Raw genomic sequence first — 26,375 nt, forward strand, 5'->3', positions numbered from 1 at the left:
CCCGACGAACACAGGCCCCAGTAAATTTGTGGCGTTTCATCAATTTTGCGAGCGCTAGCGCACTCGGTCGCCGGCAAGCGGGCTCCTACGTAATGTGTGTCGTGCTCAGTATCAAGGCCAGCCAACCTCTGTAGGAGTGAGCGCCAGCTCGCGAAGGCGAAGGTGCAGTCACCCTAAATGGGCTGATTTCACTGGCCCTTTCGCGAGCTACGCTCGCTCCTACGTAATGTGTGTCGTACTCAGTATCAAGGCCAGAATGCGCGAGCCTTGAAGGCTGAGAGCACAGTGGCTACAGGGTTACGCCGTCTTACGGGGCGGTCTTCTTCACATGTTCTTTCTTGGCGTGTTCCTTGTGGGTCGACGCCTTGTGGTGCGTTTCCTTTTTGGCTGGCTCGACCTTGGCCGGTGCAGCCGCCGGGGCAGGTGTTGGCACAGGTACTGATGCTGGCAGCTGAATCTGCGCCGCTACAGGCTCGGGAGCCGGTGCCGGTTCTGGCGCTTTCTCGGCCGGTTTCTCTTCGGCGGCGCCAAACAGTTTGCTGAAGAATCCGGGCTCCTGCTTCTTCACCGGTACAGCGGCAGGCGCCGCCAGTAATGGCTTGGGCTCGAACGACTTGCCCGCCGCCAGGTCCTGCACTTGGCTGGCGGCACGTTGACCGCTGCGCAGTGCGCCTTCCAGGGTGCCGGGGTACAAGGTGTCGGTGTGCTCGCCGGCAAAGGCTATGCGTTGCACCGGCTTTTCCCACAGGCGCCAGAACTTGCTGATCTGCCCAGGCCCATACGCCAGGTACGATCCACCGGTGCCCGGGTCGACGCTGTAGCGGCGGATTTCATAACCGGTGTAGGCGCCGCGTGCCTGCGGATACAGCGTGTGCAGGCGAATCAGCACCTGATCGACCAGTTGCTTGTCGCCAAAGGTCTGCATGATCCGCGCGTTGTCGCCCGACAGGTTGATCACCACGTTGGCGCCGCCCTTCAGCGCCGGCTCGATCCACAGCATGCCCAGCCCGGTATTGCTGAAAATCTCGCCCGACAGGCGCGCCTTGCTGTCCCATACCGGGGTCTTGAACTTAAGCATGATCTGGTCGCGCCAACCGTAGTTGGTGCCCTTGAGCGCCGCCTGATGTTTGGGGTCCAGCGCCGGGGTGAGCTGAATCTGGCCCAGCGCGCGCAGCGGCACGGCCAGCACCACGTAGTCGGCGCTGTAGCCCACCGCGCCGACCTTGACGGTCACGCTGTCCTTGTCCTGGATGATCGCTGACACCGGTGACTGGGTCTTGATCGCCTTGATCTGCCGGGTCAGCGCTTCGATCAACACCGCGCTGCCACCGGGCAGGCGTGCTGCGCGGCGGTCGCGCTCGTCGACGCCACGATACACGCGGGTCTGCTGGGCGAAATACAGCAGCGACAGGCGCGATGGTTCGTCGTAGCGGGTGCGGATCTGCTGGTTGACCAGTTGCCGCGCCACCGGCGGCAGGTTCTGGCGGTCCAGCCAGTTGGAGACGTTGATCTGATCGAGGGCAAACAGCGTGCTGTTGGCCGCCGGATTTTCCGGGTCGTCGATCGAACGTGCCAGGTTATCCAGGGTGTCTTCGTAACGCTTGAGCGCCTCGGCGGTAGCCGGTTGTTTGGCGGCCAGGTCGGCGGCGGTGAAATACACGCCATCGATCAGGTAGCCGGGGCTGCGCACATACTCAGGCGCCGCGACGCTGGCCAGCTTGAAACGCTCCAGGTACTGATTGAGCAGTGGCTGGGCCTTGGTGTTGCCGATCCACTCACTGCTGGCCAGCCCCGAACGCCCGCCGGTGCTGCCACGTGCTTCGAGCACCGTGACTTGCCAGCCCTTGGCCTGCAACTCATAGGCGGCGGTCAGCCCCGCCAGCCCGCCACCGACCACAATGGCCGTGCGCGGTTTGTCATCGGCGAGCGTATTGACGCTGACCAGTCCTATAACCACCCACACACAGGCACGCAGCCAGGCCGAACGCATTGCGTAAACTCCGATAGAAAATGCAGGAAATGGCAGCAATGAGCTGCAGATAAAGCGAAGAGCCGCGCAGCATACGTCAGCTGTTGCTTGCCGCAAAGGTTGTTCGCACGCCAGCCATTCCGTAGGCTTGCGCGATTGTTTGTCCTCGCATTCGGCGAGTCGCTTAACGGAGATTGCCCATGGGCTTGAACGATCAGTGGATGCAGCGCGACCTGGCGGTGCTGTGGCACCCCTGCACCCAGATGAAAGACCACGAACAACTGCCGTTGATTCCGATCCGCCGGGGCGAAGGTGTGTGGCTGGAAGACTTCGAAGGCAAGCGCTACCTGGATGCGGTCAGCTCGTGGTGGGTCAATGTCTTCGGCCACGCCAACCCGCGCATCAACCAGCGCATCAAGGACCAGGTCGACCAGCTTGAACACGTGATCCTCGCAGGCTTCAGCCACCAGCCGGTGATCGAGCTGTCCGAGCGTCTGGTCAAGCTGACGCCCGAAGGCCTGACCCGCTGCTTCTATGCCGACAACGGCTCGTCGTGCATCGAAGTGGCGCTGAAGATGAGCTTTCACTACTGGCTCAATCGCGGCCAGCCGGGCAAGCAGCGCTTTGTCACCCTGACCAACAGCTACCACGGCGAAACCATGGCGGCGATGTCGGTGGGTGATGTGCCGCTGTTCACCGAAACCTACAAGCCGCTGTTGATGGACACCCTCAAGGTGCCCAGCCCGGACTGCTTCCACCGCCCGGACGGGGTGAGCTGGGAAGAGCACTCGCGCACGATGTTCCAGGCCATGGAGCAAACCCTGGCCGAGCACCACGCCAGCGTCGCGGCCGTCATCGTCGAGCCGCTGATTCAGGGTGCCGGCGGCATGCGCATGTACCACCCGGTGTACCTCAAGCTGCTGCGCGAGGCCTGCGACCGTTACGGCGTACACCTGATCCATGACGAAATCGCCGTGGGCTTCGGCCGCACCGGGACGATGTTCGCCTGTGAACAGGCCGGAATCCGCCCGGATTTCCTGTGCCTGTCCAAGGCCCTGACCGGCGGCTATCTGCCGCTGGCGGCGTGCCTGACCACCGACGAGGTGTATGACGCCTTCTACGACGACTACCCGACCCTGCGGGCCTTTTTGCATTCGCACAGCTACACCGGCAACCCGCTGGCCTGCGCCGCTGCCCTGGCGACTCTGGACATCTTCGAGCAGGACAACGTGATCGAGGCCAACAAGGCCCTGGCGCAACGCATGGCCAGCAGCACCGCGCACCTGGCCGACCACCCCAACGTCGCTGAAGTACGCCAGACCGGCATGGCGCTGGCCATCGAGATGGTCAAGGACAAGGCCAGCAAGACGCCCTATCCGTGGCAGGAACGCCGTGGCCTGAAAGTGTTTCAGCACGCCCTTGAACGCGGCGCCCTGCTGCGCCCGCTGGGCAATGTGGTGTACCTGCTGCCGCCGTATGTGATCACCGAAGCGCAGATCGACTTTCTTGCCGAGGTGGCCAGCGAAGGCATCGACATCGCCACGCGCGAAAGCGTCAGCGTTGCGGTGCGCGAGAATTTCCACCCCGATTTCCGCGATCCGGGCTAGACCACACTTACATTATCTTCACCAGAGACCACGCATGAGACTGTCCCGTTTCTTCATCGACGCCCCGCTGAGCCTGGGCGAACACAGCTTGCCTGAGGCCCAGGCGCATTACATCGGCCGGGTGCTGCGCATGACCGAGGGCCAGGCCCTGCAGGTGTTCGACGGCTCGGGCGTCGAATACCGTGGCACCTTGCTGGAAGTCGGCAAGAAGCAAGTGCGCGTACAGCTCGACGAGCAGTTTGCCGGCCAGGCGGAATCCACCTTGCGCATCCACCTGGGCCAGGGCCTGTCGCGGGGCGAGCGCATGGACTGGGCGATCCAGAAAGCCACCGAACTGGGCGTGGCTGAAATCACCCCGATCGTCAGCGAGCGCTGTGAAGTGCGCCTCAAGGATGAGCGTGCGCAAAAGCGTCAGGACCACTGGCAACAGATCGCGATCAGCGCCTGCGAACAGTGCGGCCGTTCGGTGGTGCCGGTGATTCACCCGCCGCTGCCATTGGCCGAGTGGCTCAAGCAGACCGAAGCCGACCTGAAACTGGTGCTGCACCCGGTCGCCGAACCGCTGAGCAGCCATGCAGCACCTGCGAGCCTGGCGTTTCTGATCGGCCCAGAAGGCGGGCTGAGCGAGGCAGAAGTCGAGCAGGCCAAAGCCGGCGGCTACCACGCCGCCCGCCTCGGCCCGCGCGTACTGCGCACCGAAACCGCCCCGGTGGTAGCCCTGAGCGTGGCGCAACAACTGTGGGGCGACTTCTAACAAACGCTGCAGCTCTTGCAGGAGCGCGCTCCGGAATTTGTGTCGTACTCAGTATCAAGGCCAGCCCAAAATCCGTGGGAGCGAGCGCCAGCTCGCGAATGCTGACTATCAGTCACCGAATGGGTTGACTATGACGGCCCCTTCGCGAGCTCTACGCTCGCTCCTACGGCATTTGTGTCGTACTCAGTATCAAGGCCAGAATGCGCCAAGCCTTGAAGGCTGACGCGCATTTGGCTTGAGAACACAGTTGCTACAAGGGTCTGTGCTTGCAAGGTGTCAGCGACAAAACGTTGCCGGTTAAAGCACATACCCATAGATCGCCACAAAATGCATCAGGCTGCCGGCGATCACGAACAGGTGCCAGATGCCGTGCCAGTGACGGATGTGGTCGAAGGCGAAAAAGATGATGCCGACGGTGTACATCACGCCACCGCCGGCCAGCCAGATAAAGCCCGCCGTGCCCAGGGTGGCGAGCAGCGGTTTGACCGCCACCAGCACGATCCAGCCCATCACCGCGTAGATCACCACCGACAGCACCCGCGCTTCGGAGCGTGGCTTGATCTCTTGCAGGATGCCGATCAGCGCCAGCGCCCAGACCACCCCGAACAGGCTCCAGCCCCACGGCCCGCGCAACGACACCAGGCAGAACGGCGTGTAGCTGCCGGCGATCATCAGGTAGATCGAAAAATGATCGACCTTGCGCATGATCGTTTTCGCCCGCCCGCGCACGCTGTGATAAACCGTCGAGGCGCTGTAAAGGCCGACCAGGCACACGCCATACACCGCCACGCTGACGATCTTCCAGATGTCGTGTTGCAGGCTCGCCAGCACCAGTAGCCAGACCGCACCGACGGCGGCCAGCAGCGTGCCGACCAGGTGCGACCAGGCGTTGAATTTTTCTCCGTAGTACATCGTTAACCGCCCTTTTGTTGCCGAAGGTTTACTATCGAACACTCCACTAAAAGCACGCCCACCAGAAGCGCCGCCAATGCAGATCGACGATGAATTGACCCTCAAGAAGCTCGAAACATTCCTGGCGTTCATGCGCACCGGCAATCTGAGCCGTGCCGCTGCCGAGTTGCAGACCAGCAATGTCAGCGTCCACCGCGCCATTCATTCGCTGGAAAGTGCGCTGCGTTGCCCGCTGTTCAAGCACGAAGGCCGTAACCTTACGCCACTCGAAAGCGCCTATGTGCTGGAAGAACGCGCGCAGAAGCTGATTCAGGATGTCGTGACCACCGTAGAACTGACGCGCCAGGCGGCCGGTTTCTCGGCGGCACGTTTCAAGCTCGGGGCGTTGTATTCGCTGACTGTGCGCACCGTGCCGCAGTTGATCATGGGGTTGAAGCTGCGCCGCAGCGAGCTGAATATCGACCTGATCCTGGGCTCGAACATGGACCTGCTGTACAAGCTCAAGAACATGGAAGTCGACGCGATGCTGGTGTCGCTGGACGAGAACGTCAACGACCCGGACTGCGATCACCTGGCGCTGTTTTCCGACGATATCTTTCTCGCGGTGCCGGTCGATTCGCGCTTTGCCCGGCACAGTGAAGTGGACTTGAGCGACCTGCGCGAAGAGACCTTCATCACCCTGACCCAAGGCTTCGCCACCCACCGCGACGGCGTGCGGGTGTTCAGCCAGGCAGGCTTCGAGCCCAAGGTGGCGATGCAGGTGAACGATATTTTCACCCTGCTGAGCATGGTCAGCTCAGGCGTCGGCTACGCGCTGCTGCCGGGGCGCATCGCCGCGGTGTACGAAAACCGCGTGCGGCTGATCCCCTTGCAAGCGCGTTACCGCATGCAGCAAGACATCGGCGTGGTGTTCCTCAAATCCCGCGAACGCGACCCGAACCTGCTGGCCCTGGTCGCGGAATGCCGCATGTATGCGAGCCGCACCTGACCTGGTAGGAGCGCGCTCTGCCGGAATGCCGGACCACCGCGACCGAGTGCGCAGCGCTCGCAAAGTCTCGGAAACGCTGAAAATTTACGACTGCTAACGCAGCCGGTCGCGGGCAGAGCGCGCTCCTACCGGGGGTCAGCCCACCAGGCCGCGTACGGCGAAATACAGCAGCGAGGGGCCGAGCAGGCAGCCCAGACCCGTGTGAAAGGTCGCGGTCAGTGCGCCGTAGGGCACCAGTCGCCGGTCGGTGGCGGCAAGGCCTGCGGTCACGCCGCTGACGGTGCCGGCCAGGCCGCCGAAGACCATCGCCGAGCGCGGATTGTCCAGGCCCATCCAGCGCGCGGTCATCGGCGTGCCGACCATCACCACGATGGCCTTGATCAAGCCGGTGGCAATCGACAGCGCCATCACATCGGAGCTCGCGCCCAGCGCCGCGCCGGTCACGGGACCGACGATGTAGGTCACCGCACCCGCACCGATGGTGGTCATGCTCACCGCATCGCGATAGCCGAATACCCACGCCACGCTGGCGCCGACAATGAACGGCAGGATGGTGCCCAGCAGCAGCGCCACGACACCGATCATCCCGGCCTTGCGCGCTTCGGTGGCTTGCACTTCGAACGCCGTGGCAACGATGGCGAAATCGCGCAGCATCGCGCCACCCATCAGACCGATGCCGGAGAACAGCGCCACATCCGCCAGGCCCTTCTGCCCGCCAGTCAGGGTGCCGCCGACCCAGGCCAGCACCAGGCCGATGACGATGGCAATCGCCGAGCCGTGCACACGGCCAAAGGTCAGCCGGTTAGAGATGATCACCGAGACCCACATGATGATGCCGACAAAGGCAAAGGCGGTGATCAGGCCGTTGTGTTCCAGGGCTTTTTCAATGAGTGCCTGCATATCAGCGCCCTCCCGCCGGCGCAGCGCCCGGAACGATCAGCGGCTCTTCGGCGGGCAAAGGTTCACCCTTGTTGGTACGGCTGATCAACGCAATGGCGCAGGCGCACAGCACCACCGAACCGAGCGCGGCGAGGACCGCGACCGGCCCGCCCTTGAGTGCAGTAACGACATTCTGTTGCGCGGCCATCGCGACCACCACCGGGATGTACATCGCGCCCCAGAAACCGACGCCCATCTCGCAGCCTTTGCTCATGCCGCCGTTCTTTTCCATCCACAAACGCGCGCAGATCAGCAGGATCATCGCGATCCCGACCCCGCCCACGTTGGATTTGACGCCCAGCAGCACGCCAAGCATGTCGCCGATGACCACGCCTGCAAGCGTGCAGATGGCCAGTAATGCCACACCGTAGATAATCATGTGTCGTTCCTTTTTTGCATTGCTGAAGTTGTTGTTTTTGTCCTTCGTAGCAGCTGCACTCGGTCTCTAGGGTTGGCGGCTTTCCTCCTCGCGCGACAAGGCGACCAGACTGTCCAGACGCGCGCCGTCATAGGCGATCGCCGTTGCGTGTTGCAGGACCTTGCGGCCCAGCCCGGTCAGTACGGAACCGGGTGGCAGTTCGATCTGTAGATGAACGCCGCGCTCATGCGCGGTTTCGACGGTGCTGCGCCAGTCGATGACCCGGCACATGTTGAACGCCAGGTCGTCGCGCAGCTTTTCAGCGTTGTGAATCGGCCGTGCCGAGGTGCCGCTCAGATAGCGCAGCCGTGGCGTGCGCACCTCGACCCTGGCGAAGGCCTCGGCCAGCGCACGCGCCGGTGCGTCGAGCAATGTGCAGTGCGACGGCACGCTGACCGCCAGGCGTTTTGCGCCACTGGCACCGGCGGCTTTGGCCAGTTTGGCAACCTGCTGCATGGCCGCTTCGCTGCCGGCGATGACCAGTTGCCGCTCGGCGTTGATATTGGCCAGGAACACCGGCGTCTGCGGGCTATTGACCTGCGCCAGCAGCCCTTCGACCTCGGGCAGTTCCAGGCCGAGAACCACGGTCATGCCATAGCCTTCGGGATAAGCGTTGTGCATCAGCTCGCCGCGCAAGGCGACCAGTCGCAAGGCATCGTCGAAGGCCAGTGCCTCGGCGATCACCGCTGCGGGATAAGCACCGATCGACAAGCCGGCCACGAAATCCGTCGTACAGCCACGCCGTTGCAAGACCCGCGCAGCCGCAACGCCGGCGATCAGCAAACACAACTGCACGGCGCGGGTGCTGCGCAAGGCTTGCTCGCTGTCCAGAGCCAGGACGTCTTCGCCCAGCACTGTGCTGGCGTGGTTCAAGGTGTCCAGCACCTGCGGCTCACTGGCCAGGCGATGGAGCATGCCCGGTTGTTGCGCGCCCTGGCCGGGAAACACCCACAAGCGGCTCATGCGCAGGCCTCAAGGGGCTGCCACGGGTCGCTGAGCAACAGCGCGCCGTGACTGCTTTTGAGCAAGACCTGTCGCGAGCTGCCGGCCCATTCGCGCAGCGCCAGCGCGCCGCCCGGCAGTTGCAACTGCACGTCGATGCGGCACGCCGCGGTACCCAGCGCCGCGACCAGATCCGCCGCCCAGGCGCGGGACATATACGCCAGGGTGCGCACGATCAGGTCCAGATCGCTGTCCTGATGCAAGGCCGCGACACCGCTGGCCAGCTCGAACCCGGCACTGCCGGCCACGCCCCAGACCAGCCCCAGCGACGCCATCAACGGCCGCACCTGTTCAAGCGCTTGCAAGGCCGGCCAGTCACGCACACCCATAACGTCGATCAAGTCTTCAGGGCGTACCTGCCGCACCACGGCGGCACGCGGCATGCTTGCGGCATAACGCTGTTCACGACGCGGCCCGCGAATGCCCACCGCTACACGCTCGGCACTCAACAGCTGGCGCCGCACCACCACCGGCTGACCCTGGCTGACCACCTCGACTGCCCATTCGGGCGCATCGCTTGGCAATTCAGCCACAGTCATGCCGCTCAGCAGGTCATGCGGCAGCAGCGCAGGGTGCAGTAATGCAGTCACGCCCATTGCTCGCGCAGCCGCTGACGCACCAGCGCCGAGGCCGCCCGATGCCGCGCACCGAGCCGGCCACTGAGGTCGCGACCGCTGCGCTGGACATCGGCGATGGCGGCGCTCAGCACCTGGCGTACCTGTGCCAGGTCCTGTTCCTGCGGCTGCTCGATCTGGCTGACCGTCAGGGTTTCCCACAGCAGGCCGAGGCTGGCGTAGCTGTCGATGTCGTAGGCCATCGGCGGGATGCTGGCGGCGAGTTTTTCCAGTTCATCGACACTGCGCTGGGTCACCCGCGCCGCCGAGGCCTTGCCCATCGCATGCACCATCACGCCCGGATCGCGCAGGGCGATCAGGCGGTTGGCCTGGTAACCGTGAGCCAGAAACGCACCGGACATCGCCTTGCCGACCAGCAGGCCGATCACCGCATGCCCGGCCAGCCGGGCGCGGGCATAGCTGTCCACAGCGCCGGCCAGCGCCTGATGAATACCCAAGGCTTCTTCGCGGCGGCCATAGGCCTGGCTGGGCACATCGATGATCGCGATCAATGCACGCTTGTGCTCGCTGTTGCGGTCCAGTTCGATGGCCTGATCGACCGCCTTGGCCAATCCCCAGCCTTCCAGCAGCCCGACCTCGCCTTCACGGGCGCGTGGGAAAGGGTTGTCGGCATCCGGGACCACGGCGATAAAACGCACCGCCTGTTCACCGAGATTGCCGTCTGTTGCACGCACCGACACCGGCAAGCCATCCACCGCTTGACCTTGCGCACCGAGTGCGTCGAGCCAGTTCACACCACGTTGCGAAGCGCTCATGAGCGGACTCCTTGATAAAGCGTGCGCACTGTTTGCGCATCGATTTGCGGCACGGTGTTCTGTGGGGTGGTGTCGAGTTGCGCCAGACGCTGCAGGTACTCGGCGTACTGACCGCTGCGATGGCGGGCCGGCACACCTTGCGCAAGCCAGCCGGCAACCTGCCGATGAATCTCGCTGACGTCATCGGCGGCAAAGCCGTCGACCAGCGCGCTGGCAAAGCGCTGCTCGCCACCGGTCAGGCTCCAGATGAATGGCCGGTCGCGTGAGTCGTATTCTTCGATTCCGGCTTCCTGCTCGATCACTTGCGGACCATTGAGGCCCAGACGGGCTTCGCGGGTCACCAGCAAATAGCTGCACAAGCCAGCGGCAATCGACATGCCGCCAAAGCAGCCGACGCTGCCGGCAATCACGCCGATCACCGGCTGGTACTGGCGCAAGTCGACAATCGCCGCCTGGATCTCGGCAATTGCCGCCAGCCCCAGATTGGCTTCCTGCAGGCGCACGCCGCCGGTTTCCAGCAGCACAATGGCGGCGGTCGGAATGCCGTTGCGGTTGTCTTCAGCGGCCAGTTCCAGGGCGCCGGCCATCTTCGCGCCGCCGACCTCGCCCATGCTGCCGCCCTGAAACGCACCCTCGATGGCAGCGATGACCACCGGCCGACCATTGACCGTGCCCTTGGCAACCACGACGCCGTCATCGGCCTGCGGCACCACGCCTTGCTGGCTGAGCCAGGGCGAGATCAGCCGCTCGAAAGGGTCGATCAATTCACGAAAGCTTCCCGCGTCGAGCAAGGCCCTGGCGCGCTGGCGGGCACCGAGTTCGATGAAGCTGTGCTGCTGGAGCAAACGCGCGGTATCAGTCATGGCCGACCTCCTCGAAGCCTTGTTCCAGACGCAGGCGCACCACGCCCGGCGTGGCGCCGAAGTCATGGATATCGATATTCAGCGCCAAGGGTGTCTGGCCGTCGAACATGCGCTCGAACAAGTGCTGCCAGCGTGCGCTGGCGCCGTTGACCGAGGTCACCACGCGGATCGACAGCGTGCCCGGCAGGCCCGGTTCCAGCAGCACTTCCAGATCGCCGGAGCCGACACAGCCAACCAGCGCACGACCGCGCGGCGGCTGGCCGGCGGGAAATTGGAATGACAGGGTTTCCATGGTCAGAGACTCCGTGAAGGATGGCCGAGCGCAGGCTCCAGGCCATCGATAAACAGGCAGGCGGCGAGCAGATCGGCAGCGCCTCCGGGCGAGGCATTCAGGTCGGTGAGTTGCCGGTCCAGCGCTTGCAACTGGCGACGCCCGGCCAGGCTGGCGCTGCCGCCGGCATCCAGCACCCGCTGAGCGCCGTGCTGCATGGCGTGCAAGCCTTCGGTGCCGGCGCGGTAGAGCACGCAGGTGTCGGTGAGTGAAGTCATGATCGCCAGCAAGGCATCGAGCCGCGCATTCTGCTCGCCACTGCCGGCCGCGCGGCTACGCTGCAACTGCGCAAGACCCTGTCGGGTGACCGCCGGAAAACCCTGTTGCGCCTGTTCGCGAGCACCCTGGGCGCCATAACGCCGGGCGACTTCGCGCCCGTGGCTGGTCGCCGCAGGACCGGCAGCAGGCAGAGCCTGACGATCGTCGATCAGCGCCAGTCGCGCCGCCCTTGAACACATGCCGGCAGGTGTCAGGTCTTCGGGGTCTAGGGCTACCGCCGCGACCAGCAAGCCCAAGGCCCAGATTGCACCGCGATGGGTGTTGACGCCGCCGGTGACGCGCAGCATCTCGACCTCGCCTTCGCGCCCCAGCCGGCCAAGCGCCTCGCGCAGCGGCTGGCCGACTTCGCGGTGTTCAACGGCCGCTTCGGCCATTTGCTTGAACGCCGGCCACAATGAAATCGCCGAAGCCTGCATCAGGCCCAAATGCATATCACGGTGCGCGCCGCTGCTGCGCCGGTCGACCAGCGCCGGCTTGGGCGACAGCTCGGCTTCGTCGATCAGCGCCTCGACCGCCAGATCGGCCAGGCGGTCGGCCAGCGACAGGTCGGGTACAGGAAGTTTGAGTGCACTCATCACCAGCTCCTGAATTTGGCGGGCGGGTTGTACAGGCCACCGGACCACTCGACCAGATCGGCAATGCTCTTGGCCGCGAGCAATTCACGGCTGGCATCGGTGCGACGAATGCCGAGGTCTTCGGGCAGCGCGATCAACCCTTCGCGGCGCAGGCGTGCGGTTTCTTTCGGGTCGTGGCGCAGGCCGATGGCAGTCACGCCAGCCACCGCCGCGATCATCGCCCGGCGCTCTTCCAGGCTGCGGGCCTTGTACAGGTAGGCGATGCCCTCTTCGGTGAGCAGGTGGGTCACGTCGTCGCCGTAGACCATGATCGGCGCCAGCGGCATGCCGCTTTTCTTCGCCACGTCGATGGCATCCAGCGTGTCGACGAACGTCGGTTTGCCGCCTTCCTGGAAAGTTTCGACCATCTGCACCACCAGCTTCTTGCCACGCTCCAGATACGCCGCCGGGCCGTCGCTGTCGCCAGTGCGCATGTCCAGCCAGGCCGGTGTGCTGTGGCGCCGGCCGCGCGGGTCGTGGCCCATGTTCGGCGCGCCACCGAAACCGGCCAGGCGGCCACGGGTCACGGTGGAGGAATGGCCATCGCCGTCGACTTGCAGGGTGGCGCCGATAAACAGGTCCACCGCGTACTGCCCGGCCAGTTGGCACAACTGCCGGTTGGAACGCAGCGAGCCATCGCGACCGGTGAAGAACACATCCGGGCGCGCGGCGATGTAATTCTCCATGCCCAGTTCGGTGCCGAAGCAATGCACGCTCTCGACCCAACCGCTCTCGATGGCCGGAATCAACGTCGGGTGCGGATTGAGCGTCCAGTTACGGCAGATCTTGCCTTTCAGGCCCAGCGATTCGCCGTAGGTCGGCAGGATCAACTCGATGGCAGCGGTATTGAAGCCGATGCCGTGGTTGAGCGACTGCACGTTGTGTTTTTCGTAGATGCCGCGGATCGCCATCATCGCCATCAGCACGTGCACCGGCTTGATGTGGCGCGGGTCGCGGGTGAACAGCGGCTCGATGTAGAACGGCTTGTCGGCCACCACCACGAAGTCGACCCATGAGGCCGGAATATCCACCCGTGGCAGCTCGCTGACATCGTCGACCAGCTGGTTGACCTGAACGATGACGATGCCATCGCTGAACGCCGCCGGCTCGATCAGCGCCGGGCTGTCTTCGGTGCTGGGGCCGGTGTAGATATTACCGGCGCGGTCGGCCATGAAGCCTGCCGACAGCACGACATTGGGGATCAGGTCCACCACCAGCCGTGCATAGAGTTCGATGTAGGTATGAATGGCGCCGACTTCCAGCAACCCGTCTTCGAGCAACTGGCTGATGCGCAGGCTCTGGGTGCCGGCAAACGAGAAATCCAGCTTGCGGGCGATGCCGCGTTCAAACAGGTCCAGGTGCTCGGAGCGCCCGACGCTGGGCATGATCATGTGCAGGTCATGGACCTTGCCGGGGTCAACCTTGACCAGCGAGCGCGAGAGAAAGTCGGCCTGCTTCTGGTTGTTGCCCTCCAGCACCACCCGGTCGCCGGCGACCAGCAACGCTTCCAGGGCGGCGACGATGTTCTCGGTGGGGATCACCACACCGTCGGCCAATGGCCTGACCTGGTCCAGCCGCCGCTGCTTCTCGCTGCGCCGCCGCGACCAGCGCGCGTCGAGGTTATTTATCGTTGTCATGGTCACTCCACGAGATTCGCTGTCGTGGGTCACCTTAGAAGCTGGGGGGCGGGGTATCAATCAAGGTGGGTGTGGGATTGTTACGGTCAGGGTAATGGTTAAACGCCCATGCCTGGTGTGCTTGCTACTGTTAATACCCGGCAAATGTCAGTCCAGGTTAAAGGCTCTTTTAATAGCGTTGATCCACTGATCACTGTCATCACGCACCAGTAACAAAGTTTCTGCACGGTATCACGACCAATGATACCGTGCAGAAATCCTGTTACTGAACGAGTTCCTGGTACTCATTCAAAGAGATGAGAGGCAATAACAGGTCAGCATTACCTATCCCACCGCACCTGATACCGCGTACTGCGCCCGCCTCCCGGCAGCTTTTCCAGGCAGCCCTTGTCGAGCAAATCACTCAAGTGCCGGGTTGCCGTAGCTTTGCTGACTTTGGCCACGCTCTGGTATTGCGCGGCGCTGATACCATTTTCAAACCCTGGCTTGTCGGCCAGCAGATCGCCGTCGAGCAATCGGTTGAGTACCTTGATCTGCTCGACGCTCAAACCCTGGGTTCGATGCTGTTGCCAGAAACGGGCCTTGGCCAATACCCGGTCGATACGCTGGTTGGCCTCTTGCACAGCATGCAGCAGGGTTTGCAGGAACCACTCCAGCCAGGCCGTGATATCAAGCCCGCCCTTCTGGCTGCGCTCCAGAATGGAGTAATAGCCTTGTCGGGCGTCAAGAATGCTGGCCGACATGGCATAAAAACGAATCGCTTGAGGATGTGCCTGCGCCAGGGCCAGATCGGTCATGGCTCGGGTCAGGCGGCCATTGCCGTCATCAAAGGGATGCAGGGTGATAAACCAGAAATGAGTGATGCCGGCACGCAGCAAGGGGTCAAGGCTGACATCGGCTGCGCTGCTGCTGAACCAGCTGAAGAATTGCGCCAGTTGCGCCTCCAGCCCTTGGCGAGGAGGCGCTTCGAAATGCACCCGCGGGCTGTCCAGCCGCCCTGAAACCACCTGCATGGGCTCTGCACCGCGCAATTCGCCAACCCGGATGTGACGCGACAAGACCGATTCATGACTGACGAATAACAATCGGTGCCAATGCAGAACCCGCTCAAGATCCAGATCCGCGTTCCAGCGCTGGGTGGCATCGAGCATCAGTTCGGCAAGGCCTTCACTGCGCGGGCTGACGCGCTGCTCGTCTACCAGCCCCAGCCGCCGGGCCAGAGAGGAACGCACCGAACCCACATTGAGTGGCTCACCTTCGATGGCCGACGAAGTGATGATGTTCTGCAACAAGGCGTCCAGCTCAGTATTGACCATGGCATCGCTGCCGGCCGCCGCCAGTCGACCGGACAACTCGCCCTGCGCCTGGAGGCAAGCGCGCAACAGAGCCGCCAGTTGCTCGTGCTGCCAGCTGAAACGGGGCCAGTCGGGGTGTTGCCAGATCCAGTCTGCAGGCGTGGTCATGGGGTATACCCTGGAGTGATGAGCCGAATGCTACCTCTATTCGGCTCACCCCGTGAGCCGAATAGAGTCATTAATCGGCTCATACTCATCAGTATTCGACGATCAAGGCGTACCCTTCGGTCCCAGGCCGGCCTCCAGCAGCCATTGTTCAAGGCCGGGCAAATCGGGAATGCGCGCCTGGGTGTCGCCGACTTGCACGGCGGCCAGTTCCAGGCGCGCCAGCGGCACGTCGACGTAGCTGAGCTGGTTGTCGACCTTGCACGAGCGCGGGATGCTCTGGATCAGCAGCGCCATGTAGCGCAGCCCGCGGTGGCCGCCCAGTGCATTGAGGACCACGATGCGCGCCCGGCCGCCGACCTTGGTGCGCCCGCCGCAGGCGGCTTCGAAGCTGAGCAGTGGCAGGCTCAGGTCGCGCCAGACGATATTGCCCAGGTACCATGGCGGCGCATCGGGGTCGGCGTGGCAATCCTGATAGTCGATCAGCTCGGCCACAGCGACATTGGGCAGCAGCAGGTAGCGGTCGCTCAGCGGCAGCAGCAAGCAGGTCAGGCTGGTCAAGCGGGCCGAATGAAAGCTGGCATCAGACATCAATCGTACTCCAGCGCTGGATGCTGTCGAGCAGCACCGATTCCTGATAGGGCTTGCTCAGGTAGTCGTTGACGCCGATGGCCATGGCCCGGTCGCGGTGCTTCTGGCCTGAGCGCGAGGTAATCATGATGATCGGCAGATTCTTGAATTGCTCATGCTGGCGAATCCGCGTGGCGACCTCGAAGCCGTCCATGCGCGGCATTTCGATGTCCAGCAGCAGAATATCCGGGGTGTAGCTTTCAAGCAGGCTCATTGCATCGACCCCGTCCTTGGCGGTCACTACCTGCATGCCGTGGCGTTCCAGCAGCCGGCCGGTGACCTTGCGCACCGTCACCGAGTCGTCGACCACCATGACCCGCAAGGCCCGTGGCCCGGTCTCGGTGAACCAGGCGGTGTCGTCCGCCAGGGCCTGCGGCGTGCGATTCTGTTGGGCGCGCACATAGGCCAGCAGGTCTAGAATCAGCACCACCCGGCCATCGCCCAGAATCGTCGCGCCGCTCAGGCCCGGCACCTGGGCGAACTGCGTGCCGAGGCTCTTGACCACAATCTCGCGTGAGCCGGCCAGCGCATCGACCTGCACCGCCACCCATTGGTCCTGCAGATGCACCAGCAGCACCGGCAACGGCTGGAACTGGTCGTGCAGGCGCGGCTGGCCATTGCCGAGCAGCTCGCCCAGATAACGCAGTTCGTAGGTGCGCCCGCCATAGCGATAGCGCGGCGGGCGGGCCTGGTAGTGTTCGAGCAACTGGCCGGGCATGACCCGCACGATGCCTTCGATGGTGTTCAGCGGCACCGCGTATTGCTCCTCGCCGCACTGCACCATCAAGGCGCGGTTGACCGACACCGAGAACGGCAGGCGAATGCGAAAGCGCGTGCCAAGCCCGGCCACCGAGTCGATGGTCATCGAGCCGCCCAGTTGCTTGACCTCGGCATGCACCACGTCCATGCCCACGCCACGCCCGGAAATCTGGGTGATCACCTCGGCGGTGGAAAACCCGGCCTCAAGAATGAACGGCAGCACTTCATGGTCGGCCAGCACCGCATCGGCGCGGATCAGGCCGCGCTTGATCGCCTTGCGCCGCACGGCCGCCAGGTCGACGCCCGGGCCGTCGTCGCTCAGTTCGATGATGATATCGCCGCCTTCGTGCATCAGTTCCAGCCGGATCAGCCCCTGCTCCGGCTTGCCGGCCGCAATCCGCCGCTCGGTGCTTTCAAGGCCATGGTCGACGGCGTTGCGCAGCATGTGCTCCAGCGGCGCGACCATGCGTTCCAGGACGCTGCGGTCCAGTTCACCATCGGCATTGCCGATCTCGAAATTGACCTGTTTATCCAGCTCGCCGGCCACCTGGCGCACCACCCGGCGCAGGCGCGGCACCAGCCGTTCGAAGGGCACCATGCGCGTGCGCATCAGGCCCTCTTGCAGTTCGGTATTGACCCGCGCCTGCCGGGTCAGCAACGTGCTGGCGGCGCGGGCGCGCAGGTCCAGGGTTTCCTTGAGGTCGAGCAGGTCCGAGGCCGACTCGCTCAAGGCCCGTGACAACTGTTGCAACTGCGAGTGGCGGTCCATTTCCAGCGGGTCGAACTCTTCGTAGCCGCGCCGTTCGGCCTGCACCTGTTCGCGCGCCAGCAAGCGGCCCTGGGTTTCGCTGTCCAGGCGACGCAACTGGTCACGCATGCGCGCCAGGGTGATTTCGATTTCGGCCAAGGTGGTCTGGGTGTCGAAAATCTGCTGCTCGATGCGCCCGCGAAAGATCGACGTTTCGCCGGCCAGATTGACCAGTTGCTCAAGGTCTTCGGCGGCCACCTTGACCATTTCCGGGCCCAGGCGCTCGGCATCGTTGTCGGCAGGCGCATTGACCGGCGCCGGCGCGGCCGCAGCCGCCGCCGGTTCCAGCACGTCCAGCTGACGCAGGTTGTCGATCAATGGCAGCGGGTCAGGCAGCGGCCGGCCGGCGCGCACGGCATCGAGCATGTCGGCCAGCAGGTCATGGCCGCGTTGCAGCAGGCCCATCAACAACGGGCCTGGTGGACGAATACCCGCCGCCACCGACTCATACAGCGACTCGACTTCATGGGCCAGGTCGCTGAGCGGCTTGATCTCCAGCATCCGCGCGCCGCCCTTGAGGGTGTGCAGGTCGCGCAGCAGGTTCTCGACCTCAAGGGTGTTGTGCGGGTCGGCCTGCCAGCGCGCCAGTGCAGCGCCTGCGCTGTCGAGAATATCGAAGCCTTCTTCAAGGAAGATTTCCAGCAGTTCAGGGTCGCGCTCGCTCGTCTCCGGGTCTTTGCCCGGCACGGCCGCCGGCCCATCGTTCCAGGCCACGCCCTGCCCCTGACGCAACGCTTCGATGGCGCCGATCAAAGGCGCAGGGTCGTCCAGCGGTTGCTGCTCGTGCAGTTGCTCAAGCAGTTGCGCTATCTGGTCGTGGCTGTCGAGCAGCAACCCGGCAAGCGCGGGCGAATAACTGTAGCGGCGGTCGATCAAGCCTTCATAAAGTGCTTCGAGCTCATGGCCCAGATCGCTGATCGCGCCGATGCCGGCCAGGCGCGCGCCGCCCTTCAGGGTATGCAGATCGCGTTGCAGTGCCGAAAGCGGCGTGGGGTTGTCCGGCTCGCTTAGCCAGCGGTGCAGCGCCTGGCCTGCGCTGTCGAGAATATCGGCGGCTTCTTCGAGGAAGATCGTGACGATTTCTTCGTCCAGCTCTGCTTCGTTATCGAATGCGGCTTCATCCAGCACAGCTTCGTCGGCCAGTTGGTCGATCACCGTGCCCAACTCCGACACGCGGCTGCCATCGCTGGCCACCAGGCCCGTGGCGTCCGGCGCCAGTGCCTGGTCGAGCAGCGCATACAGCGCCTGCACGCAGTCGGGACGTGGCGTGACGTCTTGCCCGGCAGCGATCTGGTCGAGCATGTCGACCAGGGCCTCATGGGCGCGCCCGGCCTCTGCAAAAAACCGTTCGCTGACGGCCAGGCTGCTTTCTTCAACCGAGCCGTACAGGTCAAGCAGCGCTTCGCACAGCTCATCGACCTGCGGCAGTTCGGCCAGGTGCGCGCCGTGGCCCAGGGTCGTCAGTTCATCGAGCAGCGCGGTGAGCTCCTGGCGCGCGCCGGGGTGTTGCCGCCAGCGCTGCAACAGGCCTTCGGCGTCGAGCACGATGTCCATGCCTTCATCGAGAAAGGTCGCGATCAGCTTGGGGTTGTGCTTGACCTGCACACCGTCGGGCGCGTCGTGCAAGGCGGCGGCCAGGCGCTGTTCAAGCAGCGAGCGGGCCGCTTCGATCAGTTGCGCAGCGCCCGGAATCGGCGCCAGCGGCTGGCTGTCGAGCTGCTCCAGACCTTGGTAAAACAGCGGCTCTGCGGCGCGCAACAGCTTGAGTTCCGGGGTTTCGATGGCGATCAGATTGGCCTTGAACTCGCGCACCAGTGAGTCCAGCGGGCTGGCAAGTTCAGCCATCGGCAACACACCGGCCATGTACGCGCTGCCTTTGAGGGTGTGCAGCGCGCGCAGCAAATCGTCGCCAATGGCCGAGGAGTCGCGGCGCGCGGCGCTGTCGAGAAAGCGGTCGATGGCATGCAAATGCCCCAAGGCTTCCTGACGAAAAATCTCCAGCAGTTGCGGGTCGAGCGCTTCGACCGGTTTGACCGCAGGCACGGCGCTGGCATCGAAACCCGCCAGGCGCTGTGCCTGCGCCGCCAGACGGTCGACATCGTCGCGCTGGCGCTGGGCGCCGGCGGCAAAGTCTTCGACCAGCGCCGGCAGCAAGGCCTGCACCTCGCCCAGCAACTGGCGCACGGCCTGATCGGCGGGCACGCTGCGTTCGAGCACCCGGTTAAGCAGGTTTTCCACCGACCAGGCCAGCTCGCTGAGCACCAGCGCGCGCACCATGCGGCCGCTGCCCTTGAGCGAGTGAAAGGCGCGGCGCACCTCGCGCAGCGCATTGAGGGTGGCCGCGCCCGGCGTGGCCAGGGCGATCAGCCAGCGCGGCAGCGACTGCTGCAAGGCGGCGAGTATTTCATCGGCCTCTTCGATAAACACCTGACGCAGCTCGTCGTCGACCGCCGCCTCTTCGGGCGGTGGCGGCAGCAGGCTGGCCGGCATGTCGCGGCCTGGCGGATTGATCGTCGCCAGCGGGCTGGCCAGTACCTGGGCGATGGTGCGGGTCGGCGGCTCACCGACGGCCAGCGGATCCTGGCGCGTGGTCTCGACCGGCGACGCTTCAGGCACAGCCGCCTCAGGCATATCGGCCGCCGGTGCATAACCGAGCCGGGCGAGGCTGGCCTGGGCCATGTCGAGAATCTGCTCGCCCGGCGCCTCGTGGTCCTCGCTCATGCGTTCGAGGTAATACTCGACAGCGGTCAGGGCCTCGGCCAGGCCATCGAGGGAAGCCTCGTCGGGACGGGTGTCGGTGCTTAACAGGCGCTCGCGCAAATAGTCATTGCACGCCACCAGCAGGCTGGCGACCCGGCTCAGCGGAATCATTGCCAGGGCGCCGCGCACCTGCACCAGCAACTCGCACAGCGGCTCCAGGCGTTGCCGCGACCACTCGCCGTCCAGGCAGTCGATCAGCACGTCCTTGGCCTGTTGCAGCACCAGCCGTGCCTCGCGCACCACCAACTGGTGAATCTGGGTCAGGTCGGTGGTCGGCAGGCGGCTTTCTTCGCGGCGGGTCTCGCCAACGCTGCCGATCATGCCGGCCAGGGTCGACTCGACGTACAACAGCGCCCCGGCCACGTCCATCAGGGCGGCATCGTTGGGCTCGCGTTGCCCCTGCGCCATGCCCTGAACCACGCCGGTCTGGTCGATGATCACCTTGCGCGGCTGGCCGAAACCGAGCACCGCCAGGGTGTCGGCAATCTGCCGCAACGGTCCCAGCAAGGCATTGAGCTCACTGACATGCTGGCGGTCGCCGCGCACGAACACATCGAGCCGCTCCTTGGCGCGTACCAGGCCTGCGCACACCGCCAGAATCACCGAGCGCATCGCATCGCGATCGGGACCGGCCATGTGCGCACGTTCCTGGTCGACCACTTCGCTGCCCGGCAAGGCATCGTCGAGCACATAGTCGTCGCGCAGAGCGAGCATTCTGGGCGCCCGGCTGTCGGACTTGGCGATATAAAACAGCAGGCTTTTGAGCAGTTCTTCAGGTGCGGGCTGGTTGATGCCTTGAATGCCCTGCGCGATCAGGCGCTTGAGTTCACGGTCGGCGTCGCGCAACAGGCTGCGCAAGGCCGGGCTGTTGGTGAAGCTGCCGGCCGGCATGCTGTCGACCAGCGCCGAAGCAATGCGCCACAAGGCGCCCAGTGGCGCATCGCTGCACAGGTGCTCAAGGTCACTGAACACGCTCGCCAGGTGTTGCAGGTTTTCTGGCACATCCTGCTCGCGCATCAGCCCGGCCAGCGCGCTTTGCAGGCCTTGGCGCCAATGGCGCAGAAGCTCGGGCAATTCGGGGCTGTCGCGCAGCTGCAAGGTCTGTTCATCGAGCGGCTCGATGTCGTAGAACTGCGGGGCAAACAGGCTGGTTTCCGACAACAGGCTTTCGCCACGGGCGCTGCGCAGGTCGTTGAGCAACGGCAGGATGACCAGCGGCAGATCGCGGCGCGCCGCATGCGTGCGCTCCAGATACACCGGCAACTGGGTCATGGCCTGATTGAGCAGGTGTACGGTTTCCGACTGGCTGCCCACCCGGCCTTCACGCAGCGCCATGCCCAGGTGCTCGATTTCTTCGGCCAGCAGGGCTGCGCCGTAGAACTCGATCATCTGCAGGCTGCCCTGCACCTGATGCACGCCATGGATGTATTCATCCAGCGCGGCCTGGTTGCCGGACGCGGCCACGAACACTTCAAGCGCCTGACGGGCCTGGCTGAGGGTTTCGGCGATCTCGCCCTTGACCCATTCCAGGGCGACGTAATCGTGACGATCAGGCATGGCGCTGAATGCTCTGGGAAACGTGCGTGGTCATCGTTGAGGCCTCAAACGTGATCACTGGAAGGCGGCAGGGTAAAGCCGGACACCGAACGGCGCATCTCGCTGGCCATCTTCGCCAGGTTGCCGATGCTCTCGGCCGTCACCGAGGTGCCCGAGGTGGTCTGCGAGGTGATCTGCTGGATCACGGTCATGGTCTGCGCGATCTGCCCGGCCGACACCGCCTGTTGCTGGGCGGCGACCGTGATGCTTTCGATCAGCTCGGCCAGCACCCGCGAGACGCCTTCGATTTCTTCCAGCGCCACCCCGGCATCTTGCGCCAGGCGCGCGCCGCGCACCACTTCGCTGGTCGTCTGCTCCATCGAGATGACCGCTTCGTTGGTGTCGTTCTGGATGGCCCGCACCAGGGTTTCGATCTGCTTGGTGGCCGACGACGAACGCTCGGCCAGACGCTGCACCTCATCGGCCACCACGGCAAAGCCGCGCCCGGCATCGCCGGCCATGGACGCCTGGATCGCCGCGTTGAGGGCCAGGATATTGGTCTGGTCAGAGATATCATCGATCAGGCTGACAATGTCGCCGATTTCCTGCGAAGACTCGCCCAGGCGCTTGATGCGCTTGGAGGTGTCCTGGATCTGCTCGCGGATGTTGTCCATGCCGTCGATGGTGTTGTGCACCACCTCATTGCCTTTATTGGCAATGGCCACCGAACGGGCGGCCACGGCCGAGGACTCCGTGGCGTTGGTCGACACCTGATCGATGGACTGCGCCATGTCGTTGATCGCCGTGGACGCCGCGCTGATCTGCAACGCCTGATGCTCGGAGGCGCGTGCCAGTTGCGTGGCCGTGGCCTGGGTATCCTGCACGGCGGCGGCGACTTGTTCGGCGGTGATATTGATGGTCGCCACCAGCTCACGCAGCTGATCGATGGAATAGTTGATCGAGTCGGCAATCGCGCCGGTGAAGTCTTCGGTCACCGAAGCCGCCACGGTCAGGTCGCCATCGGCCAGTTCTTCGATCTCATCGAGCAGGCGCATGATCGCCGCCTGGTTGCGCTCGCTCTTTTGCGCCGTCTCGTGCAACTGGCGATTGGTTTCACGCACCATCACCAGGCCGATCAGAATGATCGACATCAGCGCCAGCAGGCCGATGACATAACCGCCCACCGAGTTCACGGTACGCCGGCTGGCCAGGTGCTCCAGGCTGCCGGCCAGGGTCGAGGCCTGGTCCAGCAGGGTCTGCGAGGTGGTGAAGATTTTTCCCGAGGCTTCGCGCACCTGGAACAGTTCAGGCGAGGTTTCGAGAATTTCGTCCACAGAGCCCGAGACGAATTCGAACAGTTCGGCAATCTCCTTCAGGCGTGCCCGGGCATCGCGGTCTTCGACCTGGCTGATCATCATCCCCGCATTGCCTTCGAGCATGCCGTTGAGCACCCGGCCGAACTGGCTGGCGTCACGCCCGAAGGCATCGGCGGCGGGCACGGCCGATTCGTCGCCGGCCAGCACCGTGTTGACCGAGCCGAGAATGCGCTCGCCCAACAGCGCCTGGCGCTGGGCAAGCACCACCTGGCTGGCCGGGGCGTGGTTTTGCAGGAGGATTTCGACGACCTTTTCGTATTCGGTCTGTAGCTGCGGAATAGTTTCGGCCAGGGTAGCGGCCACCTGATGCAGCGAGAGCACGGTCTGTTCGTTGGCCAGGATCACATCGGTGCTTTTGCGCAGCGCTTCCCAATCGTTCTGCACCGCGCGCAGCTCATCGCGCACCCCGGACGGCGCAGCCGGCAGGCCGGTGGCCGCGTCGCCTTTTTTCAGGTAACCCCAGCGCAGGTCGAAATCGTTGCGCGCATCCGCCAGCAACCTGAACGCCTGCGCCTTGCCGCCGGCGGCCTCGGTGGCGTTCTTGGCGATGCGCTGCGACAACACGCGCAGCTCGCCGGCATGGCCGATGTACTGCTTCTCGTAGTTGGACTGGGTGTTGAGGTAAGCAAAGTTGGCGAACAGCAAAATAATGAACACGATCAGCGCGATAAACAGCGTGATGATCTGCGCCCGGCTGCGCGCGCCTTCCTGCAACGTGCCTGTATCAATCATTAATCAGGCCCCCGCCTGGCGAACAGCAATTCAAAGCGAGACATCCATGAAGCCGTCGGACTGTGCCAGCGCCCGGGTGCTGAACACCCGCCAGGGCTGCTCGCGGACAAACTGGCCGCGCACAAAGGGCGTCATGTTCGGTGTCAGCGAGGCATCGGTGCCGGGCACCAGGCTCAGCGGATCAAAATGCTGCATGCCCAGGACTTCATCGACCAGCAGCCCTGCGAACACTTCAGGCTGCTCGACCACCAGCACCTGGCGTTGCTTGCGCAGCAGCGAGCGTTCATGACCGAAATAGCCGCACAGGTCGATGACCGGCAACAGCCGCCCACGCAGGTTGGCCACGCCCAGCACCCAGGATTTGACCCCAGGCATCGGCGTGTAGCGTGGTTCGTTGAGAATCTCGGCGATCTCGCCCATCGGCGTGACGAACAGGTGCTCGCCCAGGCGAAAGCCGATCCCGCTCCAGTCCTGCTCGCGGGTGGGCTGCGCCGGCAGGCCCGAGGCCAGCGACCGGCAGCGCTGATCAATGGCAAACAACAGCTCGAACGCGGTGCGCGAGCCACTCAGGGACGGTTGCATCGACATGATGGCTCTCAGCCGGCCAGCACCGAATTCAGGATCCTGATCAGCGTGTCTTCGTCCACCGGCTTGGTCAGGTAGTCGCGGGCGCCCTGGCGCTTGGCCCAGACCTGGTCGGTTTCCTGATCCTTGGTGGTCACCACGATCACCGGAATGTGGTTGGTGTCGGCGTCCTTGGTCAGCTGGCGCGTGGCCTGGAAGCCGTTGAGCCCCGGCATGACGATGTCCATCAGCACCGCATCCGGCTTTTCCTGGCGCGCCAGGGCGACGCCATCGGCACCGTTCTCGGCCTTGAGCACCTGATGGCCGTGCTTTTCGAGGATGCTGGTGAGTTTGTACATTTCAGTCGGCGAATCATCGACGATCAATATTCGAGCCATGGTATTCCCCAAAAGATAGCGGGCCTGCCGCACATGCCGCAGGCCTCACGATTCACGTTGTTCTACGGCAACGAACCCCGGCACATGGGCCTTGATGGCGTTGAGCAGTTCTTCCTGACTGAAAGGCTTGGTCAAAAACTGATCGGAGCCGACGATTCGCCCCTTGGCCTTGTCGAACAGGCCGTCCTTGGACGACAGCATGATCACCGGCGTGGACTTGAAAGCCCGGTTGTTCTTGATCAACGCGCAGGTCTGATAGCCGTCCAGGCGCGGCATCATGATGTCGACGAAGATAATGCGCGGGTGATGGTCGACGATCTTGGCCAGCGCCTCGAAACCGTCAATCGCGGTGATGACTTCACAGCCGGCGCTTTTCAGGATGGTTTCGGCAGTACGGCGAATGGTCCGCGAATCATCGATGACCATGACCTTCAATGCTGTGGCGTGCTGTTGCATGTGGGCTGTTCCGTCGCCGCGAGCCGGCTCTTACAGGCCGCAGCCAGACAGGCTACGGATGCCGTGACTTTTTAGCACACTCTCCAGATGCAATCCATAAACCGCGCGGGCACCGGGCTCTTGACCGCAAGGCACGACGCAAGCCACCCTGACGGCTATTTCGGCCAACGGCCACAACGAATAGAGGATATTGCCGATGAGTGTTCGCCTAGGGATTGTCATGGACCCGATCGAGCGCATCTCCTATAAGAAGGACAGCTCGCTGGCCATGCTCCTGGCTGCACAGGAACGCGGCTGGTCGCTGTTCTATATGGAGCAGCAGGATCTTTACCTGAACGCCGGCAAGGCCCGCGCCCGCATGAAGCCGCTGACGGTGTTCGCCGACCCGGCCAAATGGTTCGAACTGGGTGATGAAGCCGACACCGGCCTAGCCGAGCTGGACGTGATCCTGATGCGCAAGGACCCGCCCTTCGACATGGAATTCGTCTACTCCACTTACCTGCTGGAGCAGGCCGAGCGCGACGGCGTACTGGTCGTCAACAAGCCGCAGAGCCTGCGCGACTGCAATGAAAAGCTGTTCGCCACGCAATTTCCGCAGTGCACGCCACCAACCCTGGTCAGCCGTCGCCCGGACATCCTGCGCGCCTTCACCGAAGAACAGGGCGATACCATCCTCAAACCGCTGGACGGCATGGGCGGCACCTCGATCTTCCGCCACCGCGCCGGCGATCCGAACCTGTCGGTGATTCTCGAAACCCTGACCGCAAACGGCACCCAGCAGATCATGGCGCAGGGCTACCTGCCCGCCATCAAGGACGGCGACAAGCGCATTCTGGTGATCGACGGCGAGCCTGTGGATTACTGCCTGGCGCGCATCCCGGCCGCCGGCGAAACCCGTGGCAACCTGGCCGCCGGCGGACGCGGCGAAGCCCGCCCGCTGACCGAACGCGACCGCTGGATAGCCGCCCAGGTCGGGCCAACGCTGCGTGAAAAAGGCCTGCTGTTCGTCGGCCTGGACGTGATTGGCGAGCACCTGACGGAAATCAACGTCACCAGCCCGACCTGTATCCGCGAGATCGACAATGCGTTCGGCACCAAGATTGGCAGCCTGTTGATGGACGCGATCGAGAAGAAGCTCAACGCGCGTTAAGTGCGCGAGCTGCGAGCTGCAAGCTGCAAGCTGCAAGCTGCAA

General features: G+C 64.0%; 22 protein-coding genes. 4 read left to right on the forward strand and 18 right to left on the reverse strand.

Going from position 1 to position 26,375, the window contains the following annotated elements; all coding sequences use genetic code 11:
• Window positions 1-307: 307 nt before the first annotated feature.
• Window positions 308-1,990, reverse strand: a complete 1,683-nt coding sequence (locus tag ACYAS9_RS11455; RefSeq protein ID WP_463568409.1) for a flavin monoamine oxidase family protein — start codon at window positions 1,988-1,990, stop codon at window positions 308-310.
• Window positions 1,991-2,169: 179 nt separating this feature from the next.
• Here ACYAS9_RS11455 and ACYAS9_RS11460 point away from each other — a divergent pair, with 179 nt between their 5' ends.
• Window positions 2,170-3,576: an adenosylmethionine--8-amino-7-oxononanoate transaminase gene (locus ACYAS9_RS11460; RefSeq protein WP_463568410.1), complete on the forward strand. Its 1,407-nt coding sequence runs from the start codon at window positions 2,170-2,172 to the stop codon at window positions 3,574-3,576.
• A 34-nt stretch (window positions 3,577-3,610) separates the two neighbouring features.
• Window positions 3,611-4,330 (forward strand): 16S rRNA (uracil(1498)-N(3))-methyltransferase, encoded by a 720-nt coding sequence (locus ACYAS9_RS11465; protein ID WP_463568411.1) that lies wholly within the window; start codon window positions 3,611-3,613, stop codon window positions 4,328-4,330.
• 297 nt (window positions 4,331-4,627) lie between these two features.
• Here the strand turns inward: ACYAS9_RS11465 and trhA are convergent, their stop codons facing one another.
• Window positions 4,628-5,242: a PAQR family membrane homeostasis protein TrhA gene (gene trhA, locus ACYAS9_RS11470; protein ID WP_463568412.1), complete on the reverse strand. Its 615-nt coding sequence runs from the start codon at window positions 5,240-5,242 to the stop codon at window positions 4,628-4,630.
• A 76-nt stretch (window positions 5,243-5,318) separates the two neighbouring features.
• On the opposite strand from trhA, the gene ACYAS9_RS11475 reads away from it, so the two are divergent.
• Entirely contained in the window at window positions 5,319-6,230 is a 912-nt protein-coding gene (locus ACYAS9_RS11475; protein ID WP_463568413.1) for a LysR family transcriptional regulator, read from the forward strand.
• A 135-nt stretch (window positions 6,231-6,365) separates the two neighbouring features.
• Here the strand turns inward: ACYAS9_RS11475 and madM are convergent, their stop codons facing one another.
• From madM to pilG, 16 genes are all read right to left on the reverse strand, one after another.
• Window positions 6,366-7,130 carry a malonate transporter subunit MadM gene (gene madM, locus ACYAS9_RS11480; RefSeq protein WP_463568414.1) on the reverse strand — a complete coding sequence of 255 codons (765 nt, stop codon included), beginning with the start codon at window positions 7,128-7,130 and terminating at the stop codon, window positions 6,366-6,368.
• A gap of 1 nt (window position 7,131) precedes the next feature.
• Window positions 7,132-7,548: a malonate transporter subunit MadL gene (madL, locus tag ACYAS9_RS11485; protein WP_463568415.1), complete on the reverse strand. Its 417-nt coding sequence runs from the start codon at window positions 7,546-7,548 to the stop codon at window positions 7,132-7,134.
• Between the two features lie 66 nt (window positions 7,549-7,614).
• Window positions 7,615-8,550 (reverse strand): malonate decarboxylase subunit epsilon, encoded by a 936-nt coding sequence (mdcH, locus tag ACYAS9_RS11490; RefSeq protein ID WP_463568416.1) that lies wholly within the window; start codon window positions 8,548-8,550, stop codon window positions 7,615-7,617.
• Window positions 8,547-9,179: a malonate decarboxylase holo-ACP synthase gene (locus tag ACYAS9_RS11495; protein ID WP_463568417.1), complete on the reverse strand. Its 633-nt coding sequence runs from the start codon at window positions 9,177-9,179 to the stop codon at window positions 8,547-8,549. The genes mdcH and ACYAS9_RS11495 overlap by 4 nt, the downstream gene beginning before the upstream one ends.
• Window positions 9,176-9,979 (reverse strand): biotin-independent malonate decarboxylase subunit gamma, encoded by an 804-nt coding sequence (gene mdcE, locus ACYAS9_RS11500; protein ID WP_463568418.1) that lies wholly within the window; start codon window positions 9,977-9,979, stop codon window positions 9,176-9,178. Before mdcE ends, ACYAS9_RS11495 begins: the two co-directional genes overlap by 4 nt.
• A complete protein-coding gene (locus ACYAS9_RS11505; protein WP_463568419.1) occupies window positions 9,976-10,842 on the reverse strand; it encodes a biotin-independent malonate decarboxylase subunit beta in 867 nt (288 codons plus the stop codon). The genes mdcE and ACYAS9_RS11505 overlap by 4 nt, the downstream gene beginning before the upstream one ends.
• Window positions 10,835-11,134, reverse strand: coding sequence for a malonate decarboxylase subunit delta (locus tag ACYAS9_RS11510; protein WP_463568420.1), 300 nt, complete (start codon window positions 11,132-11,134; stop codon window positions 10,835-10,837). Before ACYAS9_RS11510 ends, ACYAS9_RS11505 begins: the two co-directional genes overlap by 8 nt.
• Window positions 11,135-11,136: 2 nt before the next feature.
• Entirely contained in the window at window positions 11,137-12,027 is an 891-nt protein-coding gene (locus ACYAS9_RS11515; protein WP_463568421.1) for a triphosphoribosyl-dephospho-CoA synthase, read from the reverse strand.
• The gene (mdcA, locus tag ACYAS9_RS11520; protein ID WP_463568422.1) at window positions 12,027-13,703 is read right to left on the reverse strand and encodes a malonate decarboxylase subunit alpha; all 1,677 of its coding nucleotides are present in this window, start codon (window positions 13,701-13,703) and stop codon (window positions 12,027-12,029) included. The genes ACYAS9_RS11515 and mdcA overlap by 1 nt, the downstream gene beginning before the upstream one ends.
• Window positions 13,704-14,023: 320 nt before the next feature.
• Window positions 14,024-15,166, reverse strand: a complete 1,143-nt coding sequence (locus ACYAS9_RS11525; RefSeq protein ID WP_463568423.1) for a Fic family protein — start codon at window positions 15,164-15,166, stop codon at window positions 14,024-14,026.
• Window positions 15,167-15,268: 102 nt separating this feature from the next.
• Complete coding sequence (locus ACYAS9_RS11530) at window positions 15,269-15,754, reverse strand: chemotaxis protein CheW (RefSeq protein WP_463568424.1); 486 nt, start codon at window positions 15,752-15,754, stop codon at window positions 15,269-15,271.
• The gene (locus ACYAS9_RS11535; RefSeq protein ID WP_463568425.1) at window positions 15,747-21,677 is read right to left on the reverse strand and encodes an Hpt domain-containing protein; all 5,931 of its coding nucleotides are present in this window, start codon (window positions 21,675-21,677) and stop codon (window positions 15,747-15,749) included. The genes ACYAS9_RS11530 and ACYAS9_RS11535 overlap by 8 nt, the downstream gene beginning before the upstream one ends.
• 44 nt (window positions 21,678-21,721) lie before the next feature.
• Entirely contained in the window at window positions 21,722-23,764 is a 2,043-nt protein-coding gene (locus tag ACYAS9_RS11540; protein WP_463568426.1) for a methyl-accepting chemotaxis protein, read from the reverse strand.
• A 30-nt stretch (window positions 23,765-23,794) separates the two neighbouring features.
• Entirely contained in the window at window positions 23,795-24,334 is a 540-nt protein-coding gene (locus ACYAS9_RS11545) for a chemotaxis protein CheW (RefSeq protein ID WP_463568456.1), read from the reverse strand.
• Window positions 24,335-24,360: 26 nt separating this feature from the next.
• Complete coding sequence (pilH, locus tag ACYAS9_RS11550; RefSeq protein ID WP_463568427.1) at window positions 24,361-24,726, reverse strand: twitching motility response regulator PilH; 366 nt, start codon at window positions 24,724-24,726, stop codon at window positions 24,361-24,363.
• A gap of 45 nt (window positions 24,727-24,771) precedes the next feature.
• The gene (gene pilG, locus ACYAS9_RS11555; RefSeq protein WP_463568428.1) at window positions 24,772-25,182 is read right to left on the reverse strand and encodes a twitching motility response regulator PilG; all 411 of its coding nucleotides are present in this window, start codon (window positions 25,180-25,182) and stop codon (window positions 24,772-24,774) included.
• Window positions 25,183-25,378: 196 nt separating this feature from the next.
• Between pilG and gshB the strand changes: the two genes are divergently transcribed.
• Entirely contained in the window at window positions 25,379-26,332 is a 954-nt protein-coding gene (gene gshB / locus ACYAS9_RS11560) for a glutathione synthase (protein WP_459742459.1), read from the forward strand.
• Window positions 26,333-26,375: the final 43 nt, after the last annotated feature.

The sequence above is a fragment of the Pseudomonas sp. HP_08 genome (genome assembly GCF_055284095.1).

Coding starts and splice junctions, on each gene's coding strand:
- ACYAS9_RS11455 (WP_463568409.1), bottom strand. CDS start 1,990: ATGCGTTCGGCCTGGCTGCGTGCCTGTGTGTGGGTGGTTATAGGACTG.
- ACYAS9_RS11460 (WP_463568410.1), top strand. CDS start 2,170: ATGGGCTTGAACGATCAGTGGATGCAGCGCGACCTGGCGGTGCTGTGG.
- ACYAS9_RS11465 (WP_463568411.1), top strand. CDS start 3,611: ATGAGACTGTCCCGTTTCTTCATCGACGCCCCGCTGAGCCTGGGCGAA.
- trhA (WP_463568412.1), bottom strand. CDS start 5,242: ATGTACTACGGAGAAAAATTCAACGCCTGGTCGCACCTGGTCGGCACG.
- ACYAS9_RS11475 (WP_463568413.1), top strand. CDS start 5,319: ATGCAGATCGACGATGAATTGACCCTCAAGAAGCTCGAAACATTCCTG.
- madM (WP_463568414.1), bottom strand. CDS start 7,130: ATGCAGGCACTCATTGAAAAAGCCCTGGAACACAACGGCCTGATCACC.
- madL (WP_463568415.1), bottom strand. CDS start 7,548: ATGATTATCTACGGTGTGGCATTACTGGCCATCTGCACGCTTGCAGGC.
- mdcH (WP_463568416.1), bottom strand. CDS start 8,550: ATGAGCCGCTTGTGGGTGTTTCCCGGCCAGGGCGCGCAACAACCGGGC.
- mdcE (WP_463568418.1), bottom strand. CDS start 9,979: ATGAGCGCTTCGCAACGTGGTGTGAACTGGCTCGACGCACTCGGTGCG.
- ACYAS9_RS11505 (WP_463568419.1), bottom strand. CDS start 10,842: ATGACTGATACCGCGCGTTTGCTCCAGCAGCACAGCTTCATCGAACTC.
- ACYAS9_RS11510 (WP_463568420.1), bottom strand. CDS start 11,134: ATGGAAACCCTGTCATTCCAATTTCCCGCCGGCCAGCCGCCGCGCGGT.
- ACYAS9_RS11515 (WP_463568421.1), bottom strand. CDS start 12,027: ATGAGTGCACTCAAACTTCCTGTACCCGACCTGTCGCTGGCCGACCGC.
- mdcA (WP_463568422.1), bottom strand. CDS start 13,703: ATGACAACGATAAATAACCTCGACGCGCGCTGGTCGCGGCGGCGCAGC.
- ACYAS9_RS11525 (WP_463568423.1), bottom strand. CDS start 15,166: ATGACCACGCCTGCAGACTGGATCTGGCAACACCCCGACTGGCCCCGT.
- ACYAS9_RS11530 (WP_463568424.1), bottom strand. CDS start 15,754: ATGTCTGATGCCAGCTTTCATTCGGCCCGCTTGACCAGCCTGACCTGC.
- ACYAS9_RS11535 (WP_463568425.1), bottom strand. CDS start 21,677: ATGCCTGATCGTCACGATTACGTCGCCCTGGAATGGGTCAAGGGCGAG.
- ACYAS9_RS11540 (WP_463568426.1), bottom strand. CDS start 23,764: ATGATTGATACAGGCACGTTGCAGGAAGGCGCGCGCAGCCGGGCGCAG.
- pilH (WP_463568427.1), bottom strand. CDS start 24,726: ATGGCTCGAATATTGATCGTCGATGATTCGCCGACTGAAATGTACAAA.
- pilG (WP_463568428.1), bottom strand. CDS start 25,182: ATGCAACAGCACGCCACAGCATTGAAGGTCATGGTCATCGATGATTCG.
- gshB (WP_459742459.1), top strand. CDS start 25,379: ATGAGTGTTCGCCTAGGGATTGTCATGGACCCGATCGAGCGCATCTCC.